We start from the raw sequence: 21823 nt of genomic DNA, 5'->3' as shown, positions 1-21823 counted from the left end.
CTAAAAACTCAGAACTTTCTGTTCACCTAAACAGAGCAAGTTATGTTTTGATGCATTCGAAACATTCCGTGCATCAAAACTACTTGCCTTTACAGGTGATATCAACACCCTGCGAAGTCCGGTTTTTATTGTAATTTTAAGTCTTAAAACTATGGAACAGAAACTCCCTTTACCTCTATTTACTTTGGAGACAGCAAAACAAAAAAACCAAATGGCGGAAGATGCTTGGAATAGCAAAATCCCGAAAAGGTATCACTGGCTTATACAATTGACAGTGAGTGGCGAAACGAGAGCTGTTTATCAATGTTCGGGAAGAAATTGGATTACACCTGTCCCCATTCCGTAAACTCGGTCGTCATTAAGGTATGTTTAATTTAAAATTTAAGACAGTGAAAGAATTTGCATTAATTTTCAGACTAAAGGACATTTCAGATTTCAAACCATCACCTGAGCAAATGCAGGAAAGGATGAATTGGTTAGCTGGTATTGCCTCGCAAAACAAATTAGCAGACAAAGGCAATACACTTCTTCCATTTGCAGCTAACGCAAGAACCATTCAGTCTAACAATGTCATAACGGACGGTGCTTATACCGAAATCAAGGAGTTTATCAGTGGTTACATCGTCGTAAAAGCTGATACCATTGATGAAGCCGTAGAAATGGCAAAAGCCAATCCTATTTTTGACCAAGTAGGTGGTAGTATTGAAGTGAGAGAAGTTTTACAACGTGATTAGTTCAAAATCACATAAGGAACTTTTACCGCATTTATTCCGACAAGAATATGCCAAGATGACGGCTGTACTTTGCCGTCATTTTGGCTTGGTACATATCGAGGTTGCAGAAGATATTGCCAGTGATACATTTTTGAAAGCATCGGAACATTGGGCTATCCATGGTGTACCCGATCATCCAACAGCCTGGCTATATACGGTAGCCAGAAACAAAATAAAGGACTATTTCAAACGCAAGTCTGTTTTTGAAAACAAAGTTAAGGATGCCTTGACGCCCAATGAAATTGAAATAGAAAAGGATTTGGAGTTTAATAACCAAATCATAGCAGATAGTCAGTTAGCCATGATTTTTGCCGTGTCTAGTCCTACCAATTCAATAGAAGCCCAAATCTCATTGGCACTTCAAATCTTATGTGGCTTTAGTGTCGAAGAAATCGCTAATGCTTTTTTGACAAATAGAGAAACTATAAAAAAACGATTGCAAAGGGCAAGGAACAATTTGCGGAATGACAATTTTCAAATTAACGGCTTAACAGAAACGGATATAAAAACAAGGTTGGACACTGTCTTAAAAACATTATACTTACTTTTCAATGAGGGCTATTTTTCCAGAACCAATAGTCAGTTAATCAGAAAAGAGCTTTGCTCCGAAGCCCTCAGATTAACACTGGTCTTGACTGAAAGCCAGTTGACCAATACACCCCAAGTAAACGCCTTGCTCGCCTTGATGTGTTTTCAAAGTTCAAGACTGGATGCAAGGACAGGCGTAAACGGCGAAGCCATCCTTTTTGACAAACAGGACAAGAGCCTTTGGGACAAGACACTTATCGACAGGGGAAATTATTATTTAGTCAATGCCTGCAATGGTAAAGAAATATCAAAGTATCACTTAGAGGCAGGGATAGCCTATTGGCATACCACCCCAATTAAAGATAATAAATGGGAAAATATCCTGCAATTGTATAATCGACTTATACTTATTGCATATTCGCCTATTACTGCCCTAAACAGAGTCTTTGCTTTCTCCAAAGTATATGGAAACGAAACAGCAATCACGGAAGTGGAAAAACTAACTCTTTTGGAGAGCAACTATTACCATGAATTACTGGGCTACCTGTATTCCAGTATAGACATCAATACTGCAATCCAACATTATACCAAGGCGATTAATCTGACCCAATCCAAGATAGAACAAAAAACACTGAAACAAGAAATTGGCAGACTATTAGAAATCAAAAAATAAGGAATAGTAATCACTCTAAAGGTTAAACACTGTTTAAACTCGACACTTCTATCAATAAGTTAATTAGAACTGCTGTAAGGCTTGTTTTACATTATCCTTGTTAGGCTTAGAAATGGGAATTTTTTCACCAGATAGTAAGAGTAGAATACCGCCGTCTTCTCTTAACCAGCTTTTCACGTATTTTGGATTTACCAAGTGGCTTTGGTGTGTTCTTAAAAATCCGTTGGGGTGCAGTAAATCTGCATATTCTTTAAGTGATTTAGAAACCAATATTTTTTCACCACTCGAAAGAAAGAAGTGAGTATACGTATTGTCTGCTTCACAACGTATGATTTCTGATAAAGCAACATACCTTATTTCGCCTTGCATCTGTAGGGCAATCTTGCTCAAGTTCGTTTCCGACTTTTTTAGCTGTTGCAGTAAAAAATCGAGCTGCGAGGTTTGCGTTTGTGTGGCCAATTTATGCTCGGCTTTATTTACCGCATGCATCAATTCTTCAATATCGATAGGTTTTAGAAGATAATCTAAAGCGGCAAATTTCACTGCTTGTATTCCATATTGGTCGTAAGCGGTAACAAAGATAACTTCGAAATTACGTGATGGCAACAGTTTTAGTACATCAAAGCCTGTTTTATCGCCCATTTGAATATCCAGAAACACCAAATTAGGCAAATGTTTTTCAATAGCATCAACGGCATCACTTACATTTTGCGCCGTTGCGATTATAGTTACCTGCGGACTGTGCTTTTCCAGCAAAGTCCGTAGGTTTTCTACGTTGGAAATTTCGTCATCTATTAAAACTGCTCTCATCATATTATAACCAATCCGTTAATGTCAAGCCTATTTTAGTGCCGTCAGTAGTTGATTGTATAGCTAAGATAAAGCGATTTTCTTTATAAATACTATTTAACAGCGCTATTCTACTGTTACTTAATTGAAGACCTAAACCTTGGTGCTTTTTTTCCGTGTCAAATCCATTGCCATTATCGGTAACCGTCAACACCAAATCATTTGCTTGCTTGATAAATTCAATCCTGATTTTTCCAGCAGTAGCTTGTTGCGATATGCCGTGTTTCACCGCATTTTCTACAAAAGGTTGCAACAGCATACTTGGTATGTTAGCCAAATCCAAGTCTTCGGAATGATGGATTTCGTACTGAAAGCCAAACCGCAATTGCTCCATTTGTAGGTAATCGTCCAATAAGTTTTTTTCTTGTGACAAACTGATAAGTTCTTTATCATCAAGTACGTTGCGCGTTAACCGAGCAAATGTAGAAAGGTATTTATTGGCATTTTCTATTTCGTTCTTATTCATCAGATTTTGGATACCAGAGAGTGCATTGAACAGAAAATGAGGGTTTAATTGGGAACGAATGGAGTTAAGCTGAAGCTTTGCGGTGTTTTTTTGCTGCTCTTGTTCCGCCAGCTTTTTCTTGTTTCTTTTTTTGGTAAAGTAAAGGATAATAAGAAAGATCAATCCAATAAAAAGTGTTACGATAAACGTATATGTAAAAGCTTCTTTTTTGGTATAACTTTCTTGATCTAAAGTGATAGCGAGCGTATATCTGGCTGTATATTTTTCTATTTCTTGTGGTGAAATATCATAATCTAAAATACCATCAAGGGATATATCCCATCGAATCAATGGCTGAATGATAATTTCATAATCTCCCGATTTTTTGAAAATGCTTTTGTCGATCTTTACATAAGGTAAATACTTATTACCTTCTTCATTAAGGTAGCCGCCATATAGCCATGAAGTGGATTCAAAGATTATTTTATCTGATTTCTTGTCTTTTATGGAGGTGGAGTAGATATAGTCAATATATGACCTGTCTTTTATAATAGTTAGTTCGTCGTCTTTTTCAGTGAAAGAGAGATCTATTCTTTCTTTTGGTCGTATTATACGACTGTAGTCAGCGCCTTTTTCAGTTGCGAAACGCTTTGCTATGATTTCAATTTTTGGTCTCGGAATAGGCTTCCCGTAAAATACATTTTTGTAAACATCTTGTGGTCTTTGGATGTCATAAGTTAGTATTGTAATGGTTTTGCCTTTTATAGGGAAGACACCCAATGTTATGGAATCGAGTACTTCGTCTTTCCATTCATCATCTTTCTTGATGACATCTTTTAGTCCCTCTTTATTGATCGGCTTGTTTACCACTATCGGTTCATCATCGGCCAAAATGGTGTACCGATAGTTCTGCGGATTCTCTGTCTTTTGAAAATACATTTGAACACTTACATGGTTGACTTCCGGCAAATAATTAAAAGAGGTGTTGGGTTGATTGGGAAATTTATTGCCATAATAGACATTGTTTGCTGCGCTATCTACATGCATGGTTAATCTTCCTCCGGCACTGTAGGAGATATAGAAATTGATGCCTTTTTGTGCATGTACTGTCGATAGTGTGATAATGAAGCTAAGAAATGTAAAGATGATCTTTTTCATGGTATTGGGTTTAATTTTCATCAAACTTGCCACAATAATAGCAAAACAAAAACCATAAGACAGCAACGGCAGTGTTTGAATTAGTAAATGTAGTATTTTGTGCAGTATTTGAAATGTAGACTATCTTTCAATACTTGCCTTTACAGGTTATAATGACACCCTTCGAAGTCGGGGTTATTCCCAAGCATATTGAGACGGTGCTATACCAATATACCTTTTGAAATCTTTAAAGAAATGATTGTAGTCATAATACCCCGAAAGCAACGCTACATCAAACAAACCTTCTGATTTTCCTTTCTCATACTGTCCATAGGTATAAATAAATCGTTGGAGTGAAATATATCTTTTTGGGGAAATCCCGATATATTTTACAAAATTCCTATGTAGCCATTTTGAATTGACCCTTGTGCCCAACTGATTAAGAACATCTGAAACAGTAGTATTCCCTTTTTTGTCTTCGATATATTCAATAGCCTCGCTTAATATATGGGGAAAACAATCGTTGGTTTGAAATGAAGAAAGAGTTTTGTCCAAAAAGGAAATTTTTTCGGCTATTGTTTTCTTTTCGTACATTTTATCAAACACCTGCATCCAATTTTCGCTTACAATATCTTCCAAATTACATATTGGGTTGGAATGGAAAACCGTTGGGCTAACATTAAATAATGAATAAAAAGAAGATGGTTTGAAACGTAGAACCAATATATATTCAAGATCTTTGGGAACTTCCCAATATGTGTTTTTAATTACTCCACAGCATACCCAAGCGGAATTGAATTTTATCGTTTCTCCCTTGTTTCTTAAATGGACCGTGTCGGATTTTCGAGGCATAAAAATTACTGATGGTAGACCGTCATTAAACAAAGGTTGATTAGATTTTAAATCCTTACAAGGAAACATGTACACGTCTAATATATGCTCGTTGTTCAGTTGCTTATACAATATGTCCTGCCCCTTAACCGATTTTGGTTTAGGAGATACAGATAATTTAATCTTTTGTAAAAAATTTATTGGCATATCAAGATACAATATACAAAATAAAACGCACTTAACAGTCTTTAATGTCCGATTTTTACTTTTAGGGTCTTTCTAGTATGGATAATTTTGTTTCAGTTGATTTATCGTAACGTCATGCGTAAAACTTTAGAAAAAATTTTCCAATCCCCGTCCATCGGAGGAATTTTGCTTTTTATTTGTGTTCTAATTTCTTTAGGTATTGCAAATTCATTTCTTGGTTCGTCTTTTGACAGACTTTTAAATTATCCACTCGGATTTGAAACTCCAAAGATCCATTTAAAATACTCGGTAGCACTTTGGATTAATGACGGGTTGATGGCGATATTTTTCTTATTGGTCGGTTTGGAGATCAAACGAGAAGTGTTAAACGGAGGTCTTTCCACCCCACGACAAGCATCATTGCCTATTCTATGTGCCATTGGCGGAGCAATCGTTCCTGCATTGATATACCTTATCATAAATAAGGATAATGTCACAAGTAGTGGATGGGGTATTCCAATGGCTACCGACATTGCTTTTGCACTCGCAATTCTTGCCATGTTGGGCAATAAAGTTCCTTTATCTCTAAAGATTTTGCTATCAGCGTTGGCAATCGTAGATGACCTTATAGCAATTTTGGTAATTGCCATATTTTATTCGACGGAATTACATACCATGTACCTTGCCTATGCAGGAGGAATCTTGCTTCTATTGTTTATCTTCAATAAAATAGGCATATGCTCCCTTGCATTCTATTTAATACCCAGTCTATTCATTTGGTACTTCGTTCACCATTCAGGCATTCATGCTACCATAGCTGGTGTTCTTACAGCAATGACCATTCCGGCGAAAGCTAAAAAGAGTGATGGCTCTCCTTTGTTACGGTTGGAACACGTTTTGGTTAACCCTGTAAATTTCATTATTGTTCCCATTTTCGCACTCGCAAATACCAACATCCGCTTTGAAGCATCCATGTTGGATGGATTAATTTCTCCTTTGGGAATTGGAATTATTTTGGGGCTCTGTTTAGGTAAACCGTTGGGTATATTTCTAATATCCAAATTAGCCATAAGACTTAATATCGCACAGCTTCCGGCAGATGCTAATTGGAAACATATAATTGGAGTCGGCGCATTGGCAGGTGTGGGTTTCACAATGGCTATTTTTATTTCCTTACTGTCATTCACAGATCATCAATTTATAGCAGAAGCGAAATTTTCCATATTGATAGCCTCCTTGCTTTCAGGAATAATAGGTTACATTTTATTAAATAGGTCAAAAATCAACTAAAATAATAATAACGATGTATTGTAAAACAGAAGAAGAAATTGAATTGATGGCACAGAGCACAATGTTGGTTAGTACAACATTGGCTTTCCTAGCCACGATAATAAAACCGGGAATTACCACTTTGGAATTGGACAAGTATGCAAATGAATTTATCCGAGACCACGGAGCAACACCATCATTCCATGACTTTGATGGTTTTCCTTTTCATATCTGTATATCGGTCAATAATGCTGTTGTACATGGCTTGCCAAATAAAAAGCCTTTAACCGATGGAGATATTGTAACATTGGATGTTGGGGCTTATAAAAATGGATTTCACGGAGACCAAGCCTACACCTTTATTATAGGCGAAGTTTCTGAAGAAGTGCTGAGACTTGTAAAAGTTACCAAGGGCTCCCTCGCAAAAGGCATTGAACAAGCTGTACACGGCAACAGGGTTGGCGATATAAGTTTTGCTATCCAGTCTCATGTGCAGCGATATGGGTATGGGATTGTCAAAGACCTAGTGGGGCATGGATTGGGAAGAAACCTGCACGAAGAACCAAATGTGCCAAACTTCGGACGTAGAGGGCAAGGTAAATTGTTAAAGGAAAACTTGGTACTTGCTATTGAGCCGATGATTAATTTAGGTACGGCGAGGGTTTTTACAGGAGATGACGAATGGACGATATATACAGAGGATGGCAAACCGTCTGTACATTTTGAGCAAGATGTTTGTGTAAAGAAAGGCAAACCATTATTACTGACAGATTTTAGAGTGATAGAAAAAGCCGAAAAGTCTAATGTCAATCTTAATTCCTCATACTATACGGTATAATTAACTGATGAAAAAACTTGAAAGGGAAGTTGTGCCGCGAAGAGTTTTGGACGGGAAGTAAGTAAAAAGAGGTCGAATTTCGTACCAATCGGTTCACAAACAAAAGTTCAATCGAAAGATTGACTTTTGTTGTTACAATTGGGAGTCGAACTCCAGAAATCTATTCGTAAGGAAGATTTACAGCATTTGACTTGCTTACAAAAAATTATTACCTTGATAGTTGTAAAAAGCAAATAATGTATTATCAAAAGATTCTTCCTATTGGTTTTGATAGTCATATCATTTTTACTTGATAAACAGTTTGATTTACAGGTTTTTCCCCTTGCAGGCACATTCGTGGTGTTCGTTAATATAACTTACGGATTCTTTGCATAGCTCGTGCAACGTTGAGATGTTGATGTCCGCAAGTTTCTTTATATAAATGCAGGCTTTGCCCATTTTGAATTTACCCAGGTCGGCTAACAATAGTTTACTCCTCTCTGTCTCCGAGAAAACATATAACGAAAACGCTGCTTTTCGTGGTGAAAATCCAAGAATAGGTGCGTCGCCTTCGTGTCCACTCGCATACTTGTAATGGTAATTGCCAAACCCGATAATAGTCGGTCCCCACATTTTGGGTTCAAAGCCAGACCATTCCTGCATGAGTTCTATTAAACGGATACTGTCGGCTTTTTTCTGTTCGTTGTCAACGTATGAGTTTACAAAATCCATGACATAGGTACCTGTATAAGTAGTCTTTGTTTTTGCCACCTGTTCGATTTTGATTACTGTCTTAAAATCTTTTCCATCTTTCGGCCTTTCGCCAGTTCGTCCACCAGTTTGTCTAGATACCTGGTTTGTCTTGTTAACGGATTTTCAATTTCTTCTATCCGGTAGCCACAGATGACACCTGTTATGAGTGGCGCATTGGAGTTCAGATTAGCTCTCTCAAAAAAAGTTTCAAAAGTTACTTTCTTGGCGATGAGTTCTTGTAGTTTTTTGCTGTCAAATCCGGTGAGCCATTCTATGACTTGATGTAACTCTTCTATTGTTCTGCCTTTGCTTTCCACTTTGGTCACGTAATGTGGATAAACAGAAGCAAACGTCATTTTTGCTATTCGTTCATTATGTTCAGGGGTTGTTTTCATTTCGTATTTTTTGTCCGTATAAAAATCATCGCGATCGCAGTCGTTACCACTCCAAAAATAAATGCAAAAATAGTTGAATTGATCGCATAGTTTTTATAATTGAAATTAGCTTCAGCTTCAGCTGTTGTCTTGTAATAACCTATCTCGACAGAACGCTTTATCACGTTCGGAAAATATTCGGGTGTGATAATATAAGAAATGACCCACTGTGTTATTGGGCTTAACAAGGCAATGAAAGCGGAAAGTATGATACCCGAAATTAATCCCTGTTTGTAACTCATCTGCCCAGCATAAAAATTTTTCTTTTTGTCTCTCAGTGCCAAGACCATAAACCATATCGCCGGAATCGCAAAAAGGTTAGTAAGGTAAAGATGGTAATCAATGTATTTTCCGTGCAATCCACACAATTTTTCCAATACCATCCAAAGCAATGTCATTATTGAAAATAATACTGCCCATTTGATTTCTATACTTATGTTTTTCATCGTTTAATATCCGCTATAGTGTCTAAATATACGCAAAACATGTTTATGTAAAGATATCAATATTATTTTGACTTATTTCTGCAAATGTCTGTTTTTAAGTATATTAGTTGCGGTTTTGCCATTATAGTTTAGGTTGACGACTAAAGATGACAATAATTTTGATAAAGATTTCAAGAGGGCATTTTACTTTCATCGAAAATAAAGTATAACCATCTAAAATATGAATAGAATTAATTTTCAAGATACACACCTATATCCAGGATGTCTGGCAATATTTTTTTTCAATATCGTTCCGAACAATACTGTTGTAGCTGCTGTGGCAGTATTTAGCGACGGCGGATATACGAATGCCGAAGTAGAACAAATAAGTACCGAAGAAGTAATCGTTCATATTGACAGTCATACAACTGCCCGCGGCACAGATATTCCCCGAAAAACTTGGCGGCTTCGATATAACAAAAAACAAGAAGTTTGGAAAGTGGTTGAAAAAATGTAAGATTCAGGTCGAATATTTTATTTAGTGGTAAATACTGTTTAGGATAATAAAGGACGTTTGATCGTTATGAAGCTGTGAAAATTAATTCTATATTTTATGAAAGAAATAGTCTCGAATTTAAGTGATTTAAGCCTAGGTATTGTAGGATGTGGATGGCTTGGTATCAGAATGGCTAAAAAATGGCAAATAAAGAACCATATCTATACCACAACAACGTCAAAGGACAAAATACAAGCGTTAGCATCACAAAACTTAAATCCGACACTTGTGGATTTCAATACAGATTGTCCATCTGTTGAGATTTTGACTTGGAAGGTAGTGCCATCGTTAGATGTCTTGATTATTACATTTCCGATTTCTTCACGCAAAGACCACCATATACATAATATTCAAAAACGGATTGATAATTTCTCTAAGTTCATAGGAAGTTTTGACGGGCAAATGTTTTTTATGAATTCAACTAGTGTTTATCCCAGCAAACAAAAAGAATTTACCGAAGATGATATGCTTGTTGAAAAGGTTTCTGCTGAGCATTTATTACGAGCATTATACCCTCAGGTTAATATCTTAAGGTTGGGTGGACTCATGGGGGATGATAGACAACTTAGCAAATACAACGTTTCTAATCTCGATGCCTCTGTTAACCATGTTCACTACGAAGATATTCCTGCCATAATTGAAAGAATGATTGAAAATAAATCTTATGCAAAATTATACAACGTTGTAGCGCCTAAGCACCCGACAAAACGAGAAATCATCTCCGTGCAGAAAAATCAAACTTACATCGAGAGCACAAAGGAAGTAGGCAGATTGATTTCTTCAAACAAACTGATAAAAGAATTAGAATACGATTTTATATATCCAAATCCTAAATACTTCCATTACTAATATCAGTAAATCTTTCTGTAGATGCTTTGTATATGAATAGCAAAGCGAAGTATATGGGTTGTTAAAGGTTTTTTATCGAATCGTTAGACTATTCTTCGGAATTTTGTAGAGAGCAATGTATGCATCTAAACACGTTCGGTATGAAATTAAATAAAATTCTAGGAATCTCTATTTTGTTAGGAAGTTTGGTGTCTTGTAAGAAAGATTCTAATAACATAAATGATGATATAAAAGAACCTATATTCTATTATGCTGGACATTCTTTCGCCAATAATTATAATGAACGCGATCGAAAAGCTGTCCTGATCGTTCAAGATTCCATAATAAAATTATCTCCAAACCAATCGGCCGATGCCAATGTAGTCTATGCTCATGGTAAGGACGTCTACGTCGGAGGCAGTCAGTATACCGAAGTAAACAAAACGCGTGTCGTATATTGGAAGAATGGGGTGATAGAATACTTATCCGCTGCAGCCCAAAATAATTCCGCAACGGCTATTTACGCAGAAAATGGAAATATCTATGTGGCGGGCACGATTTATAAAGATAATCGACCTTACCAACGGCTGTGGGTAAACGGTGAGCAGAAAGTAAACTCAGGAGCGCTACAGTTTTCGGGTATTCGTGCTATTACAGTGTATGAAGGTGCATATTATTTAGCAGGACAGTTTGCACAAGCAGCAAGTATATGGTATGGAAGTACGATGCAGACTATTAATAATGCGCCCTCTGAAGCTACTTTTATACACGTTGAAAATGGAGAAGTGTTGACTATGGGTTACGGAAATGTAGATCGTAATACAGATACCGCGAAAGTTTGGAAAGGTACCGACGAAATATTTTCTCACCCTGTTGGAACACGTGTTAGTAATATACTAGCGACAATGGACGGAAATGATTATTATTTTGTAACCAATAGTGTATCCGAAAACGGTGTAAACCTTGCGAGGGTATACAGAAATACACAATTATTATATGAGTTGAATACCGATGCACGTAATGTTAAAGCTATGGCTATAACTATTTTTAACGATAAAGTATATGTTTTAGGAAACATCCTGAACGCCGGAAAGTCTGTTCCGACGTTATGGGTAAACGGTGTACCTAAACCATTGTTTACAGAACAAGATAATATTTACCTAAATCATTTGTATATTCAATGATTGCCCTCCGTTCTATTATTCTACATTAGTCAGTGGTATAGGTTGCTCCAGCTTGACCGATTCCATGGTTGTTGAGTCACTCAGCACGCGGTTGAACCATTCCTCGGATCGCATCGTACCAGCTCGCTCCATCAGGAAACGTCCGAGCTCGATTACCTGGGCGTTGGCCATGCGCACTGAACCATGTGACTCAGCTTCACCTAATGATTCGAGATCAGTAGTGCCGTGTATGGTATAGGGCATCTCGTAAATGATGCGAGCCCGTCCCATAGGATTTCCCGCCTGACCGGGTTTTTTGTAACTTTCATCCTGTGCCCATTCGCTATCGGGTGGTGTCCAATCGGGATTCCAATCGATTTGATGTATTTTGAATTCGCCCTGTGGGGTAGGGTGTCCTTGTTTACCTACCGATATGGCATATCGCTGTACCGTGTCACTTCCTTCCATTACATACAGCTGCCGCTGTGAAATGCTGATAACCAGATGAGTTTCCGCCAACTCAGGTTGGGTATCTTTTTTGGTTGTAGAGGTTCTATCTCTACAAGAACTGTAAATAAATACCATTAAAAACAAAAAAATATAGCGCGTAGTATGCATAATTCTAATTTTTATTTCTCTACCTTGCAAAAAACAAACCAATGTCTCCATCATTTTGCTTCCTTATCTGTGTTCCGATTTACATTCTTGGTGTCGACATTATCTGCCGTTTCACCGTCCTCATTTAGATATTTTTTTTCTACTTTTTCTGTATCTTTAACTTTAGCGCTGTCCACTTCAATCGGGCCAGCGGTATCCCCTGACGTGCCTGAAGGTTTCCCTTTAGGTGTCTTGCTCTGTTTCTCGCTATGCTGTGTCATATCCCTTTTTTTGTTTATATATAAAGTGAACAAAGATTTAATGAAGAAGTTCAATATTTTGTTTATTATAGGCAGCAGGCTCTTTTCTTTTAACCTTATTAATACCTTATTCGCCTTTTTACCGTGTATTTACCGAGTTTTTCCCGGTAAATACACGTTCGGTACACGGTAAATTCTCGGTAGATGGGCGAACAGTGTCCGAATAAGGGGTGAATATTGTCTAGCAAACGAACATTTTTCTTATAATGATGTTCTTTTAAATAGAAGAGTGGCGATGTATAAACGAAAAATGACAAACATGATAATAGTTATAAAAATCGGTACGTTGAAAAAAATCCATCTGGCAGCAAGTATAATACTAGCGATTATAGTATTAATAGCGTGCAACGGACGGCCGGGATCATCATCTACGGATACAACTGATTCCCTTACACCGTCGACGGAAGATAATGGTGTTCCGCTGAATAATCTGGAAAGAAGTAGAGACACGGATACCGTGGATCAGCAAATAGAAAATAATACCGGCGTTCCATTGGATAATTTGAACCGAGATAACAGCAGTGATACGATTAACTCCCCGAATTTGGATTAAATAAGAAAAAAATGGGAGGGTACCAACCGTCAGCAAGATCATTGCGCTATGAACGGTTGGCTCTTACAGTTTTATAGTTGGAACCAACCAATTTTCGATTAGCAGGTCTGAAATACCAAGAGAGAATTGTCAAGATTAATAAAAGTGAAGGTCCAAATAAATCTGCCATGCTATCTTCGACGCAAAGATGGGAAATAATGGCTCCGGACATCAAGAAGAAAAATCCGGCATAAGCCCATTCTTTTAGCAAAAGAAATTTTGGAAGGAGTATAACGACTACACCTAATAATTTCCAAATACCAATAATAGTAAGAAAATATACAGGATAACCTAAATCCAAACTGGTTTTTTGGACTTCTTCCTTCATTTTAACTAATTGCACGATAGCGGTGGACGTCATACCCAACGCCAACCATATCGTTGCGATCCAATATATTATTTTATTCCGCTTGTTCATGATTATTGTTGTTTTAGGATTTCCTCTAGTCGGTTATGTGCCATGTTTAAACCTCGTGCAAATGGCATCTGAAGTAATTGATCCCGGAATGCAACAGTTTTAAAAATAATTTGCATGGTTAGTCTACTCGTATCATTTTCTAAAGCCTCAAATTCAAGAAACTCCAACTGGACAGGAAAGTCCGTGTTTTCCATTTTAAACGTCCGGGTGATTTTTTGATCTGGGACAAATTCTAAAATGACACCGCTGGCGCTGAATAAAACATTTCCATCATAAGAGGTTTCGAATTGCCAGCTTCCATGCTTAGTATTTTCCAGTTTTATAACTTGCGTACTCATCCACTGTGCTACGATGTTTGGATCTTCATAAGCTTTGAAAAGCAATCTCAAGGGTAAATCGAAAACCCTAGTGATGAAGAGTTCCTGTTTGCCTTCTTCGGCGTGTACTTGTGTTTTTAGTTCCATACTATTTGATTTTATAATTTTTCATTAAAGCTTCTAATTTGTTGAAACGATCATCCCACATTTTGCGGAAAGGTTCAATGAAATCTGCTATTTCCTTTATTTTGGAGCCGTTTAAATGATAGATGATCTCACGGCCCTTTTGTTCAGGTTGCAGAAGCTCACATTCGGTAAGAATTTGGATATGTTTGGAAATAGTAGGTCTGGCAGAATCAAAATTTGAAGCAATAGCTCCCGCCGTCATAGATTGTGTTGCCACCAAAATAAGAATTGCTCTTCTAGTCGGATCCGCAATTGCCTGGAATACATCTCGTCTTAGATTCATTGTGAAGTCATTTGACTACAAATATAAATGTAGTCATTTGACTACGCAAATATTTTTATAAAAATATCGACCTGAAATAAAACTTTATCTATCTTGCGGTTAGATCAATCAGTTAAAACATTAGGAGTTACTTACCGGCAATGAAAGTTTCTAATTCTAATAATAGATTTTGTGCATTTCTACGAGGCGTGAATGTAAAAGGTACGAATATGAAAATGGCAGAAGTCTGTTCTGTATTCGCGGAAGCGGGGATGAAAGATGTTTCCTCTGTGTTAGCTTCTGGAAATATCCTATTTTCCTCCGAAAAGAAAGTGGAAGAGCTAAAAAAAACACTAGAAGAGACAATGTCAGCACATTTTTCCTACGAAGCTTTTCTATTCGTGAAAAGTCAGAGGGAAATAGAAACTATTTTTCGTGAAAATCCTTTTGAAATAAATCCTGGTTACCATATTTATGGTTTCGTTGGTGTGGATGGGATAGAAAAAATATTGATGTCAGAATTTGAGAAGTCAAGAAAAGCATCAGGAGAAGCGGCACAGATCATCAGTGGTAATTTTTACTGGACAGTCCCTAAAGGAAATACCCTCGGTTCCGAATTTGGAAATATATTGGGAAGAAAGAACTTGAAAAATTCTTTTACGTCACGTAACCTCAACACTTTTGAAAAAGTGTTAAAGAAAATATAACTTACAAATAGTAGCCGAATTCTAAACACTTTTATTTAGATGTCTGTTGTCTATATAAAAGCAATGATATGAATGTTTTGGTGATATTGGGACATCCACGCAAAGATAGTTATTGTGCTGCGTTGGCAAAGGAGTATATACGCGGGGCAAAAGAAGCAGGCGTAAACGTGGAAAGTCTTATACTCGCTGATATGCGGTTTGAAATGAGCGTCGTGGTGCCTTCGCCGCAATATCAACATATGGAGGATGATGTGTTGAGGGCACAAGAATTGATAAAATGGGCTGATCATCTTGTATTTGTATTTCCGACATGGTGGGGAAATATGCCTGCCTTGTTAAAAGCATTTCTTGATCGCGTCCTAACACCAGGTTTTGCCTTTAGAGAAATACAGCCGGATGCTTTCGATAAGCTGCTGAGCCCTCGAACAGCACAATTAATCGCTACTATGGATACGCCTGTATGGGTAGACAGATTATTTAATGGTGCTCCCGCAACAAAAGCACTCACGAATGCCACACTTAAATTTTGTGGGGTGAAGCCGGTGCGTAAAATGCTGCTGAGCCCGGTTAAGCATTCTTCTGTTGAGAAAAAGGAACAATGGTTACGTGATGTGTATCAAAAAGGGCGGGATCTCGAACATGGCGTATTGACTCCATGGGAAAAGTTTATGAAAAAAATAGCACCGTGGGTGCAAGCAGTCCGGCTGCAATTTTATCCCATGACCTTTTTTGCCTATGGTATTGGTGCGTTTGCATTTTCGAAATTAAATGGAGATTTTAATTGGCTGGTATTTGTATTGGGATATATATTGTTGTTTCTAATGGAAGTCATTGTGGTTTTTAGCAACGACTATTACGATAGAGAAACAGATAGATTAAATCGTTTCTACAGCCCCTTTTCCGGTGGATCTAGAGTGTTGATAAACGGACTGATTTCTGAGTCTACGATCAAAAAAGCGATGAAGATCCTTTTTGTTATAAGTTGTATGCTGACGATTGTAGTGGCCTTTTTATCAACAGCAGCTTTCCACCAAGTCATACTGATGATAGCTGTTTTATTCGTGATAGCTATTTCTTATACGGCTCCTCCGTTAAAATTTTCATACAATGGATGGGGAGAGGTAGTAGTTGGGTTTACGCATAGTTTTGCGGTAATTCTCTGTGGTTTCGTGTTTCAGGGAGGAAGTATGGGCGTTGTTTTCCCTTGGTTATTGGGCATACCGTTGTTTTTATCTATTATTCCCGCGATAATTATGGGTGGTGTCCCAGATTTCACTGCGGATAAGCAGGCTGGAAAAGGAACATTGGCTGTTCGGCTTGGAAAAAATAGGGCAGCCTATCTTGCCTCTTTTTTTGTGGTAGCATCCGTTATAGCCATGTTATTTTTAAAAGAATCTAATCATTTGAATGAAGTATATGGAAATATCATCTATCTTGCCGTAATTCACGCTATTTGGCTTCTAGGTATGTTGTATAAGTTTATACGTACAGAGAAAAAACCAAATCGAATTGATGGTATCATGGCGGTATCGCTATCGTATATAATGTGGTTTGCTTTGGTGCCGTTTATTAAATTGTCATGAGAAATAGAATAGAGTACAAAATCACATGCATTGGAGATTATGAATAAAGACTTAATACTTCGGGAGAAGCTTGCACTCGCACGTACGGTGTTAGCCAATCAATCTACTTTATTATCGTTTATAAGGACGTCCATGTATTTTTTGGTGGCTGGAGTTAGTATCAATAATTTAACGACTATAGAACAGGGACGTCTTATTGAAATTATATTTATCGTGATTTCAGTAATTTTGTTGGCGGTTGGAATTTTCAATTTTTTGAAACAGAAAAAGAATATCGCGAATAGCGAAAAACATATTGGAGATTATAAGATGGAATACATGGATAGCAAGCGGTAAATGGTGTGGCTTTTACCTTTCCGAATCTAAAAGTTTAATATAATTTCTGTTGAGTTTGATCTTGCCGTCGTTTTCCAACGCTTTCAAGAGTCGGGAAATGACTACGCGGGAACTGTTAAGTTCGTAGGCAATTTCCTGATGCGTTTTGTTTATTGTATTGGAAGAATTTATCTTGGCGGTTTCTAAAAGATGTTGGTAAAGGCGCATATCCATTTTCATGAACGCAATATTGTCGATAGCAGTCAACATTTCACTAAGTCGATTATTGTAGCTCATAAAGACGAACGCTCTCCAACTATGATATTTCTCCATCCATGTTTCCATATAGTGCATGGGAATCATGGCAACAAGTCCATCGGTTTCCGCTATTGCCCGAATTTCGCTTTTTGTTTCGCCCATACAGCACGCCAGCGTCATTGCACAAGTGTTTCCTCTTTCAATGAAGTATAACAATAGTTCGCCGTTATCAAAGTCTTCGCGCATGATCTTGATGACGCCCTTAATCAGCAATGGCATCGTTTTGATGTATTTCCCAATATCGATCAGTATATCTCGTTCTTTAAATTCTATCAGTTTTGCGACCGATGCAATTTCCGTAATTAATGCCGGCTCGAAAATACTGCTATATGCATCACGGATTAGTTTCAGTTCATTCATGTGTTTAAATTAACAACTTATTCAATATTTTTTCTCCGGGTCTATTATTTACGCCGTTAACTGTTGGTCGACTTCTTGTGTAAAACTAATCATTCTTTACCGACAGATTTGTAACAATTGTTACTACGTACTTCCGATCTAAAGGGTATTGTGCATATCAGCGTGAAAAAAGGACATTTGTAACAAATGTAACAGAACAGGTCCTTCAGTTCATGCAGATTTGTATATTTAATTAAGGATTATGGAAATTTTAGGTTATATATCATCCATTTTTATCGGTATTACTTTAGGCCTTATCGGCGGTGGGGGAAGTATCTTGACAGTACCGGTTCTCGTGTATCTCTTTAATGTCGATCCGATTCTCGCTACTGCTTATTCCTTGTTTGTAGTGGGTATTACCAGTATTATTGGCTCGTTTTCTTATTTCAGGAAGAGGTTGGTCAATATGCGTACTGCTGTGGTGTTTGGCATTCCTTCTATAGCTTCCGTTTACCTAACTAGAGCCTATATCGTTCCTGCACTTCCATTCAAAATATTCCATATTGGTGATTTTACATTGACCAGGGACATGATGATTATGATACTCTTCGCTATTTTGATGATAGTTGCTTCGTATAGCATGATCAAAAAGGACAAACAGCGTATAGAAGAAATGTTACCTAAACAGAAATTCAACTATCCGCTTATTCTTATAGAGGGAACAGTAGTAGGCATATTAACAGGGTTTGTTGGCGCAGGAGGTGGTTTTCTTATTATTCCTGCCCTTGTCATCCTCAGCAAGCTACCGATGAAGGAAGCTGTAGGCACTTCGTTAGTTATCATCGCAGCAAAATCACTCATAGGTTTTTTAGGTGAAGGTAGTGAAAGTCAGATAAATTGGAGGTTTCTGCTCATTGTTACCTTTTTTGCGATTGTGGGAATTTTTATAGGTATGGCGTTGTCTAAGAAAATTGATGGAGATAGGCTCAAACCGACATTCGGTTGGTTTGTGCTGTTGATGGGCGTATATATCTTGGTTAAGGAGATTTGGTGAAAAATTTATAACAATTTTTCAATCTCTTGTTTGAGTGTCTTTTGTTCTATCATGGCATTTTTGATCAGATAGCCTGAATGATGGTTACCTTAATCATGCTGTTCATTTTTTGTCAGTTCCAGTTCTACATGTACTTCCGTTCCTTCCCTCGAAGAAAAAATATCCAATTTACCCTGAAATGCATGTACCCGCTGTCGGATGTTCTGTAATCCCATGCCTTCGGTCACCCGTTCCTGATCGAATCCTTTTCCATCATCCTGTACCGTAAAGGAAATACGGTCAGATTCCTGTACCAGTTGCACGTTGATATGGCTTGCATCGGCGTGTTTCAGCGCATTGTTGACCAGTTCATGGATACAGCGGTACACCATGATCTCCATTTTGCCGGGCAACCGGGCCTCATTCCCGAAATAGTGGAAATCGGCTGTTGGGATAGCTGTACAAAAATCAGTGAGAGAAACTTTCAGTCCGTAGCGCAGCAGCGATTCGGGCATCATATGATGCGCAACCCGGCGGAGTTCCTGTATGGAATCGTCTAGCATGCCCAATGCTGTCTGAAAACGCGTTACGTCCACCGCCTCCAGCAGGGCATCGCCCTTTACCTGCGGTAAATTCATCTTGATGGCAGACAGCATCCCGCCCAATCCATCGTGCAGATCTTTGGCCAAGCGTGTACGTTCGGCCGCTTCACCGTCCAGCGTGGCCTGCACCGCCACCAGCTGTTTTTCCTGTTCCAGCCGTTGGGCTTCCTTTTCCGCCAGTTTCCGGCGGCTCACGGCCAGGCGGTAGCGTATCAGGGCAAAAGCTAAGGCAATAAGCAGGATAACACTCCCCGCAATCCCCAGCCAGATATGGAGTTGCCGTTGTTTTTCCAAAGCGGCTATTTTAAATTCTTTTTTTTCGGTTTGGTATTTTACCTCCATGAGCGACAACGAACCCTGGAAAGTCTCGTTGACGTAGCGGTCTATCGTTTCTGCATACTTTTCTGCATATTTTCGGGTCATCTGCGGGTGCCCGAGGTATGCATTGGCCACCATCAGCGTCGAGTAAGCTCCCCGGATGGGGTTGATATCGGTTGTGTCGATGGTCAGTATTTCCTCTGCCAACTCGACGGATCTGGCGTACCGTCCTTGATAAAAGTTGATTTTGGAGACGAGTTCGAGGGCTTCCACGATATAGTGGTCAAAACCCAGTTCTTTGGCCTCTGCGGCCGCCTGTTCTGCCAGCGGTTCAGCCCTAGCGTAGTCGTCATGATAGTAATACACTTTGGCAAGCGTTGTCAAGGCTTTGTTCTCAAACAGCCTATTACCCGTCTGTTGAAAAATATCAAGGGCTTTTTGGGCATAATCTATCGATTCCCGCAATGGCTTTCCCTGATACAGCGCGATGTCGCTCAAAGAGACATAAATACTTCCCAACCCGTCCTGATCATTGGTTTTTATGGCCAGTTGTTCTGCTTTGCCAAAGTATACCAATGCCTGTTCGTAATTGGTCATAATCTGATAGGCACCACCGATATTGGAATAGATCAAGGAAAGTCCGTTGATATCATTTTTCGCTTCGAGAATTTTTGCGGCGTTGAGGTAATTTTCAATTGCCTGGCCGTAGAGGCTCTGCACACGGTAGATATTGCCATAGGCATTATAAACGGAGGTCTGCATCCGGTAATCATCCAGTTGTTCAACCAAGGGTTTAGCTTCCTCCAGATAGATCAAAGCCGTATCGTTGATACCATCCATATAGTAGGCTATACCGATATTTTTGAGGAAAGTAGCGATCACCTTTTCGTCTCCGGTTTTCCTTGCCAGTGCCAATCCCTGTTTTCCAAAAGCAATGGATCGGTCAGCGTCAATACTATTATAGAACCAGTTGAGGTCATCCAGCACCTTCATTTTTTCGGTATCCGTCAGCTTCTGTGTTTTCAATACCTGTTCCAGTGAATCCAGATGCTGACTGAAACCGGCAATCGGCAGGAGTGTCGCCAAAATGCATAGCGATAGGCGGAACGTCTGCTGTATTTCTATTGGTATATATCTTTTCATCTTATTTTTAAGGTTTATAAATTCCGGTGACTATCACTATAACAAAGGTAAACGCATTCAACATCCCTAGAAACCCCCTTTGGGGGGTATTGGAGAAAGTTTTGCCACTATACTTTTGTTTTATCAAATGACGGAAAACGGTCGATTTGTTCCGTGAACCTCATCTGGATAAAAATTATGAACTATAAAAATAAACAAAAATGAAAGTAATCGTAAAAAATACAATCTGGCTACCGGCATACCTTTGACACACCCGGTCGCGACAAAACCATTACCGCCAAAAAAGCAGGTTACAAATGAAGGAACGGAATTGACAAAAGAGGGAAACGAAACGATTACAATCCGTACCATCCAAGAAAGCCGAGCCGTTCAAATTATGGTTGGCAAAAGTCGGCAGAAAGCGAATAGACGAAATCGAAGAGCTTGAAATCGGTCTTGACCGCCTTATCTGCCGAGCTCGTCGATATCAAGCGGCAACAGCGCTTGCCTTTGCAGGAACGCCTCATCTGGACGAAGGAGCAGCTTCTGAACAAGATGAATATGTCTGAACCGACTTACAACCGAAACCTGAAAAAAGATCTGCTGAACCCCATGCGCTTGGGCGGTTCGGATATGTATTTTGAAGAAGACATCCTCAAAGCAATCGAAGAGAGCAGGAGAAAAGGGAAGATATAACAGCTGTTGCCGAAAATCAACAGGGCTTTGCGCATGTTCAGGAAGGCGCGTGCAAGGAGCAAGGAAGCGCTGCGCCTTGCCAAAGCCCTATTGTCGTTTGCGCGGTCTGCTTTGTAGCCTTACATAACGCGCTCGTGCCGTGACGGATACGTGCTGTACGGTGTCGTCGCAATGCCTGCACGCAACATATCGCTCTTGCAGCGTGACGAACCGGTTCTGACGCTTGCTTGGAGCATGTTGTCCCTTGCAGAATTCATTTTGCGCCTTGACTTAACCGTTTTGTACAGTGTCGAAGCCGTCATTTACATGCGCGAAGACACGATGTATACCCGCAAAATAGGTTTCTTTTCGGTTAATTTTTATCAAATCTTATCAATTTCTATCAAATCCTATCAAAAGTTCATTCGGGGTTAGGTTGCTTGTTACGTTTG

The 21823-nt window shown here is 38.7% G+C and carries 27 protein-coding genes; 14 read left to right on the top strand and 13 right to left on the bottom strand.

Annotated elements, in window-relative coordinates:
- Positions 1-151: 151 nt before the first annotated feature.
- The 3 genes from H8B21_RS15300 (at position 152) to H8B21_RS15290 (ending at position 1974) form a co-directional block, all read left to right on the top strand.
- Positions 152-346 (top strand): DUF1348 family protein, encoded by a 195-nt coding sequence (locus H8B21_RS15300; RefSeq protein ID WP_223815062.1) that lies wholly within the window; start codon positions 152-154, stop codon positions 344-346.
- A gap of 121 nt (positions 347-467) precedes the next feature.
- Entirely contained in the window at positions 468-734 is a 267-nt protein-coding gene (locus H8B21_RS15295; RefSeq protein WP_380907379.1) for a YciI family protein, read from the top strand.
- Complete coding sequence (locus tag H8B21_RS15290) at positions 727-1974, top strand: RNA polymerase sigma factor (RefSeq protein WP_317170400.1); 1248 nt, start codon at positions 727-729, stop codon at positions 1972-1974. Before H8B21_RS15295 ends, H8B21_RS15290 begins: the two co-directional genes overlap by 8 nt.
- A 63-nt stretch (positions 1975-2037) precedes the next feature.
- Here the strand turns inward: H8B21_RS15290 and H8B21_RS15285 are convergent, their stop codons facing one another.
- The 3 genes from H8B21_RS15285 to H8B21_RS15275 all read right to left on the bottom strand — a co-directional run bounded on the left by H8B21_RS15285 (position 2038) and on the right by H8B21_RS15275 (position 5044).
- Positions 2038-2787 carry a LytR/AlgR family response regulator transcription factor gene (locus tag H8B21_RS15285; protein ID WP_223815060.1) on the bottom strand — a complete coding sequence of 250 codons (750 nt, stop codon included), beginning with the start codon at positions 2785-2787 and terminating at the stop codon, positions 2038-2040.
- A 1-nt stretch (position 2788) separates the two neighbouring features.
- The gene (locus H8B21_RS15280; protein WP_190314616.1) at positions 2789-4426 is read right to left on the bottom strand and encodes a sensor histidine kinase; all 1638 of its coding nucleotides are present in this window, start codon (positions 4424-4426) and stop codon (positions 2789-2791) included.
- Between the two features lie 174 nt (positions 4427-4600).
- Positions 4601-5044, bottom strand: coding sequence for a helix-turn-helix domain-containing protein (locus H8B21_RS15275; protein ID WP_190314615.1), 444 nt, complete (start codon positions 5042-5044; stop codon positions 4601-4603).
- A gap of 513 nt (positions 5045-5557) precedes the next feature.
- Here H8B21_RS15275 and nhaA point away from each other — a divergent pair.
- Entirely contained in the window at positions 5558-6712 is a 1155-nt protein-coding gene (gene nhaA, locus H8B21_RS15270) for a Na+/H+ antiporter NhaA (protein ID WP_190314614.1), read from the top strand.
- A 13-nt stretch (positions 6713-6725) separates the two neighbouring features.
- Positions 6726-7529, top strand: a complete 804-nt coding sequence (gene map, locus H8B21_RS15265; RefSeq protein ID WP_190314613.1) for a type I methionyl aminopeptidase — start codon at positions 6726-6728, stop codon at positions 7527-7529.
- Between the two features lie 306 nt (positions 7530-7835).
- Here map and H8B21_RS15260 read toward each other — a convergent pair whose 3' ends face one another.
- From H8B21_RS15260 to H8B21_RS15250, 3 genes are read right to left on the bottom strand one after another with little or no spacing between them, the layout of a single operon-like run.
- Positions 7836-8279, bottom strand: a complete 444-nt coding sequence (locus H8B21_RS15260) for a DUF1801 domain-containing protein (protein ID WP_190314612.1) — start codon at positions 8277-8279, stop codon at positions 7836-7838.
- Positions 8280-8293: 14 nt separating this feature from the next.
- On the bottom strand, positions 8294-8656 hold the full coding sequence (locus tag H8B21_RS15255; RefSeq protein WP_190314611.1) for a DUF2200 domain-containing protein: 363 nt from the start codon (positions 8654-8656) through the stop codon (positions 8294-8296).
- On the bottom strand, positions 8653-9141 hold the full coding sequence (locus tag H8B21_RS15250) for a DUF4199 domain-containing protein (RefSeq protein ID WP_190314610.1): 489 nt from the start codon (positions 9139-9141) through the stop codon (positions 8653-8655). The genes H8B21_RS15255 and H8B21_RS15250 overlap by 4 nt, the downstream gene beginning before the upstream one ends.
- A 220-nt stretch (positions 9142-9361) precedes the next feature.
- Here H8B21_RS15250 and H8B21_RS15245 point away from each other — a divergent pair, with 220 nt between their 5' ends.
- The 3 genes from H8B21_RS15245 (at position 9362) to H8B21_RS15235 (ending at position 11688) form a co-directional block, all read left to right on the top strand.
- Positions 9362-9637: a hypothetical protein gene (locus H8B21_RS15245; protein WP_190314609.1), complete on the top strand. Its 276-nt coding sequence runs from the start codon at positions 9362-9364 to the stop codon at positions 9635-9637.
- Positions 9638-9733: 96 nt separating this feature from the next.
- The gene (locus H8B21_RS15240) at positions 9734-10525 is read left to right on the top strand and encodes a Rossmann-fold NAD(P)-binding domain-containing protein (RefSeq protein ID WP_190314608.1); all 792 of its coding nucleotides are present in this window, start codon (positions 9734-9736) and stop codon (positions 10523-10525) included.
- A gap of 140 nt (positions 10526-10665) precedes the next feature.
- On the top strand, positions 10666-11688 hold the full coding sequence (locus H8B21_RS15235; protein ID WP_190314607.1) for a hypothetical protein: 1023 nt from the start codon (positions 10666-10668) through the stop codon (positions 11686-11688).
- A 15-nt stretch (positions 11689-11703) separates the two neighbouring features.
- Here the strand turns inward: H8B21_RS15235 and H8B21_RS15230 are convergent, their stop codons facing one another.
- A complete protein-coding gene (locus H8B21_RS15230; RefSeq protein ID WP_190314606.1) occupies positions 11704-12285 on the bottom strand; it encodes a L,D-transpeptidase in 582 nt (193 codons plus the stop codon).
- A 50-nt stretch (positions 12286-12335) separates the two neighbouring features.
- Entirely contained in the window at positions 12336-12545 is a 210-nt protein-coding gene (locus H8B21_RS15225; protein ID WP_190314605.1) for a hypothetical protein, read from the bottom strand.
- A gap of 298 nt (positions 12546-12843) precedes the next feature.
- Between H8B21_RS15225 and H8B21_RS15220 the strand changes: the two genes are divergently transcribed.
- Positions 12844-13137: a hypothetical protein gene (locus tag H8B21_RS15220; RefSeq protein ID WP_190314604.1), complete on the top strand. Its 294-nt coding sequence runs from the start codon at positions 12844-12846 to the stop codon at positions 13135-13137.
- Between the two features lie 46 nt (positions 13138-13183).
- Here H8B21_RS15220 and H8B21_RS15215 read toward each other — a convergent pair whose 3' ends face one another.
- From H8B21_RS15215 to H8B21_RS15205, 3 genes are read right to left on the bottom strand one after another with little or no spacing between them, the layout of a single operon-like run.
- On the bottom strand, positions 13184-13594 hold the full coding sequence (locus H8B21_RS15215) for a DoxX family protein (RefSeq protein WP_190314603.1): 411 nt from the start codon (positions 13592-13594) through the stop codon (positions 13184-13186).
- Positions 13595-13596: 2 nt separating this feature from the next.
- Positions 13597-14058 carry an SRPBCC domain-containing protein gene (locus H8B21_RS15210; protein WP_190314602.1) on the bottom strand — a complete coding sequence of 154 codons (462 nt, stop codon included), beginning with the start codon at positions 14056-14058 and terminating at the stop codon, positions 13597-13599.
- A gap of 1 nt (position 14059) precedes the next feature.
- A complete protein-coding gene (locus H8B21_RS15205) occupies positions 14060-14380 on the bottom strand; it encodes a metalloregulator ArsR/SmtB family transcription factor (protein ID WP_190314601.1) in 321 nt (106 codons plus the stop codon).
- Positions 14381-14520: 140 nt separating this feature from the next.
- On the opposite strand from H8B21_RS15205, the gene H8B21_RS15200 reads away from it, so the two are divergent.
- From H8B21_RS15200 to H8B21_RS15190, 3 genes are all read left to right on the top strand, one after another.
- Positions 14521-15066 (top strand): DUF1697 domain-containing protein, encoded by a 546-nt coding sequence (locus tag H8B21_RS15200; protein ID WP_190314600.1) that lies wholly within the window; start codon positions 14521-14523, stop codon positions 15064-15066.
- Positions 15067-15134: 68 nt separating this feature from the next.
- The gene (locus tag H8B21_RS15195; protein WP_190314599.1) at positions 15135-16649 is read left to right on the top strand and encodes an NAD(P)H-dependent oxidoreductase; all 1515 of its coding nucleotides are present in this window, start codon (positions 15135-15137) and stop codon (positions 16647-16649) included.
- Positions 16650-16688: 39 nt separating this feature from the next.
- Positions 16689-16985 carry a DUF202 domain-containing protein gene (locus H8B21_RS15190; protein WP_190314598.1) on the top strand — a complete coding sequence of 99 codons (297 nt, stop codon included), beginning with the start codon at positions 16689-16691 and terminating at the stop codon, positions 16983-16985.
- 12 nt (positions 16986-16997) lie between these two features.
- Here H8B21_RS15190 and H8B21_RS15185 read toward each other — a convergent pair whose 3' ends face one another.
- On the bottom strand, positions 16998-17642 hold the full coding sequence (locus tag H8B21_RS15185; protein WP_190314597.1) for a Crp/Fnr family transcriptional regulator: 645 nt from the start codon (positions 17640-17642) through the stop codon (positions 16998-17000).
- A 241-nt stretch (positions 17643-17883) separates the two neighbouring features.
- Here H8B21_RS15185 and H8B21_RS15180 point away from each other — a divergent pair, with 241 nt between their 5' ends.
- Positions 17884-18675 carry a sulfite exporter TauE/SafE family protein gene (locus H8B21_RS15180; protein ID WP_190314596.1) on the top strand — a complete coding sequence of 264 codons (792 nt, stop codon included), beginning with the start codon at positions 17884-17886 and terminating at the stop codon, positions 18673-18675.
- A gap of 89 nt (positions 18676-18764) precedes the next feature.
- On the opposite strand, the gene H8B21_RS15175 is transcribed toward H8B21_RS15180, so the two are convergent.
- Positions 18765-20717, bottom strand: a complete 1953-nt coding sequence (locus tag H8B21_RS15175) for a tetratricopeptide repeat-containing sensor histidine kinase (RefSeq protein ID WP_190314595.1) — start codon at positions 20715-20717, stop codon at positions 18765-18767.
- A 423-nt stretch (positions 20718-21140) separates the two neighbouring features.
- Between H8B21_RS15175 and H8B21_RS15170 the strand changes: the two genes are divergently transcribed.
- A complete protein-coding gene (locus tag H8B21_RS15170; RefSeq protein ID WP_190314594.1) occupies positions 21141-21392 on the top strand; it encodes a hypothetical protein in 252 nt (83 codons plus the stop codon).
- The last annotated feature ends 431 nt before the right edge of the window (positions 21393-21823 follow it).

Origin of the sequence: Sphingobacterium chuzhouense, from assembly GCF_014692525.1 — a bacterium.
Taxonomy (GTDB): domain Bacteria; phylum Bacteroidota; class Bacteroidia; order Sphingobacteriales; family Sphingobacteriaceae; genus Sphingobacterium; species Sphingobacterium chuzhouense.
Note: the sequence above shows the minus strand (reverse complement) of the source record. Positions and strands in the feature narration are given on the sequence as shown.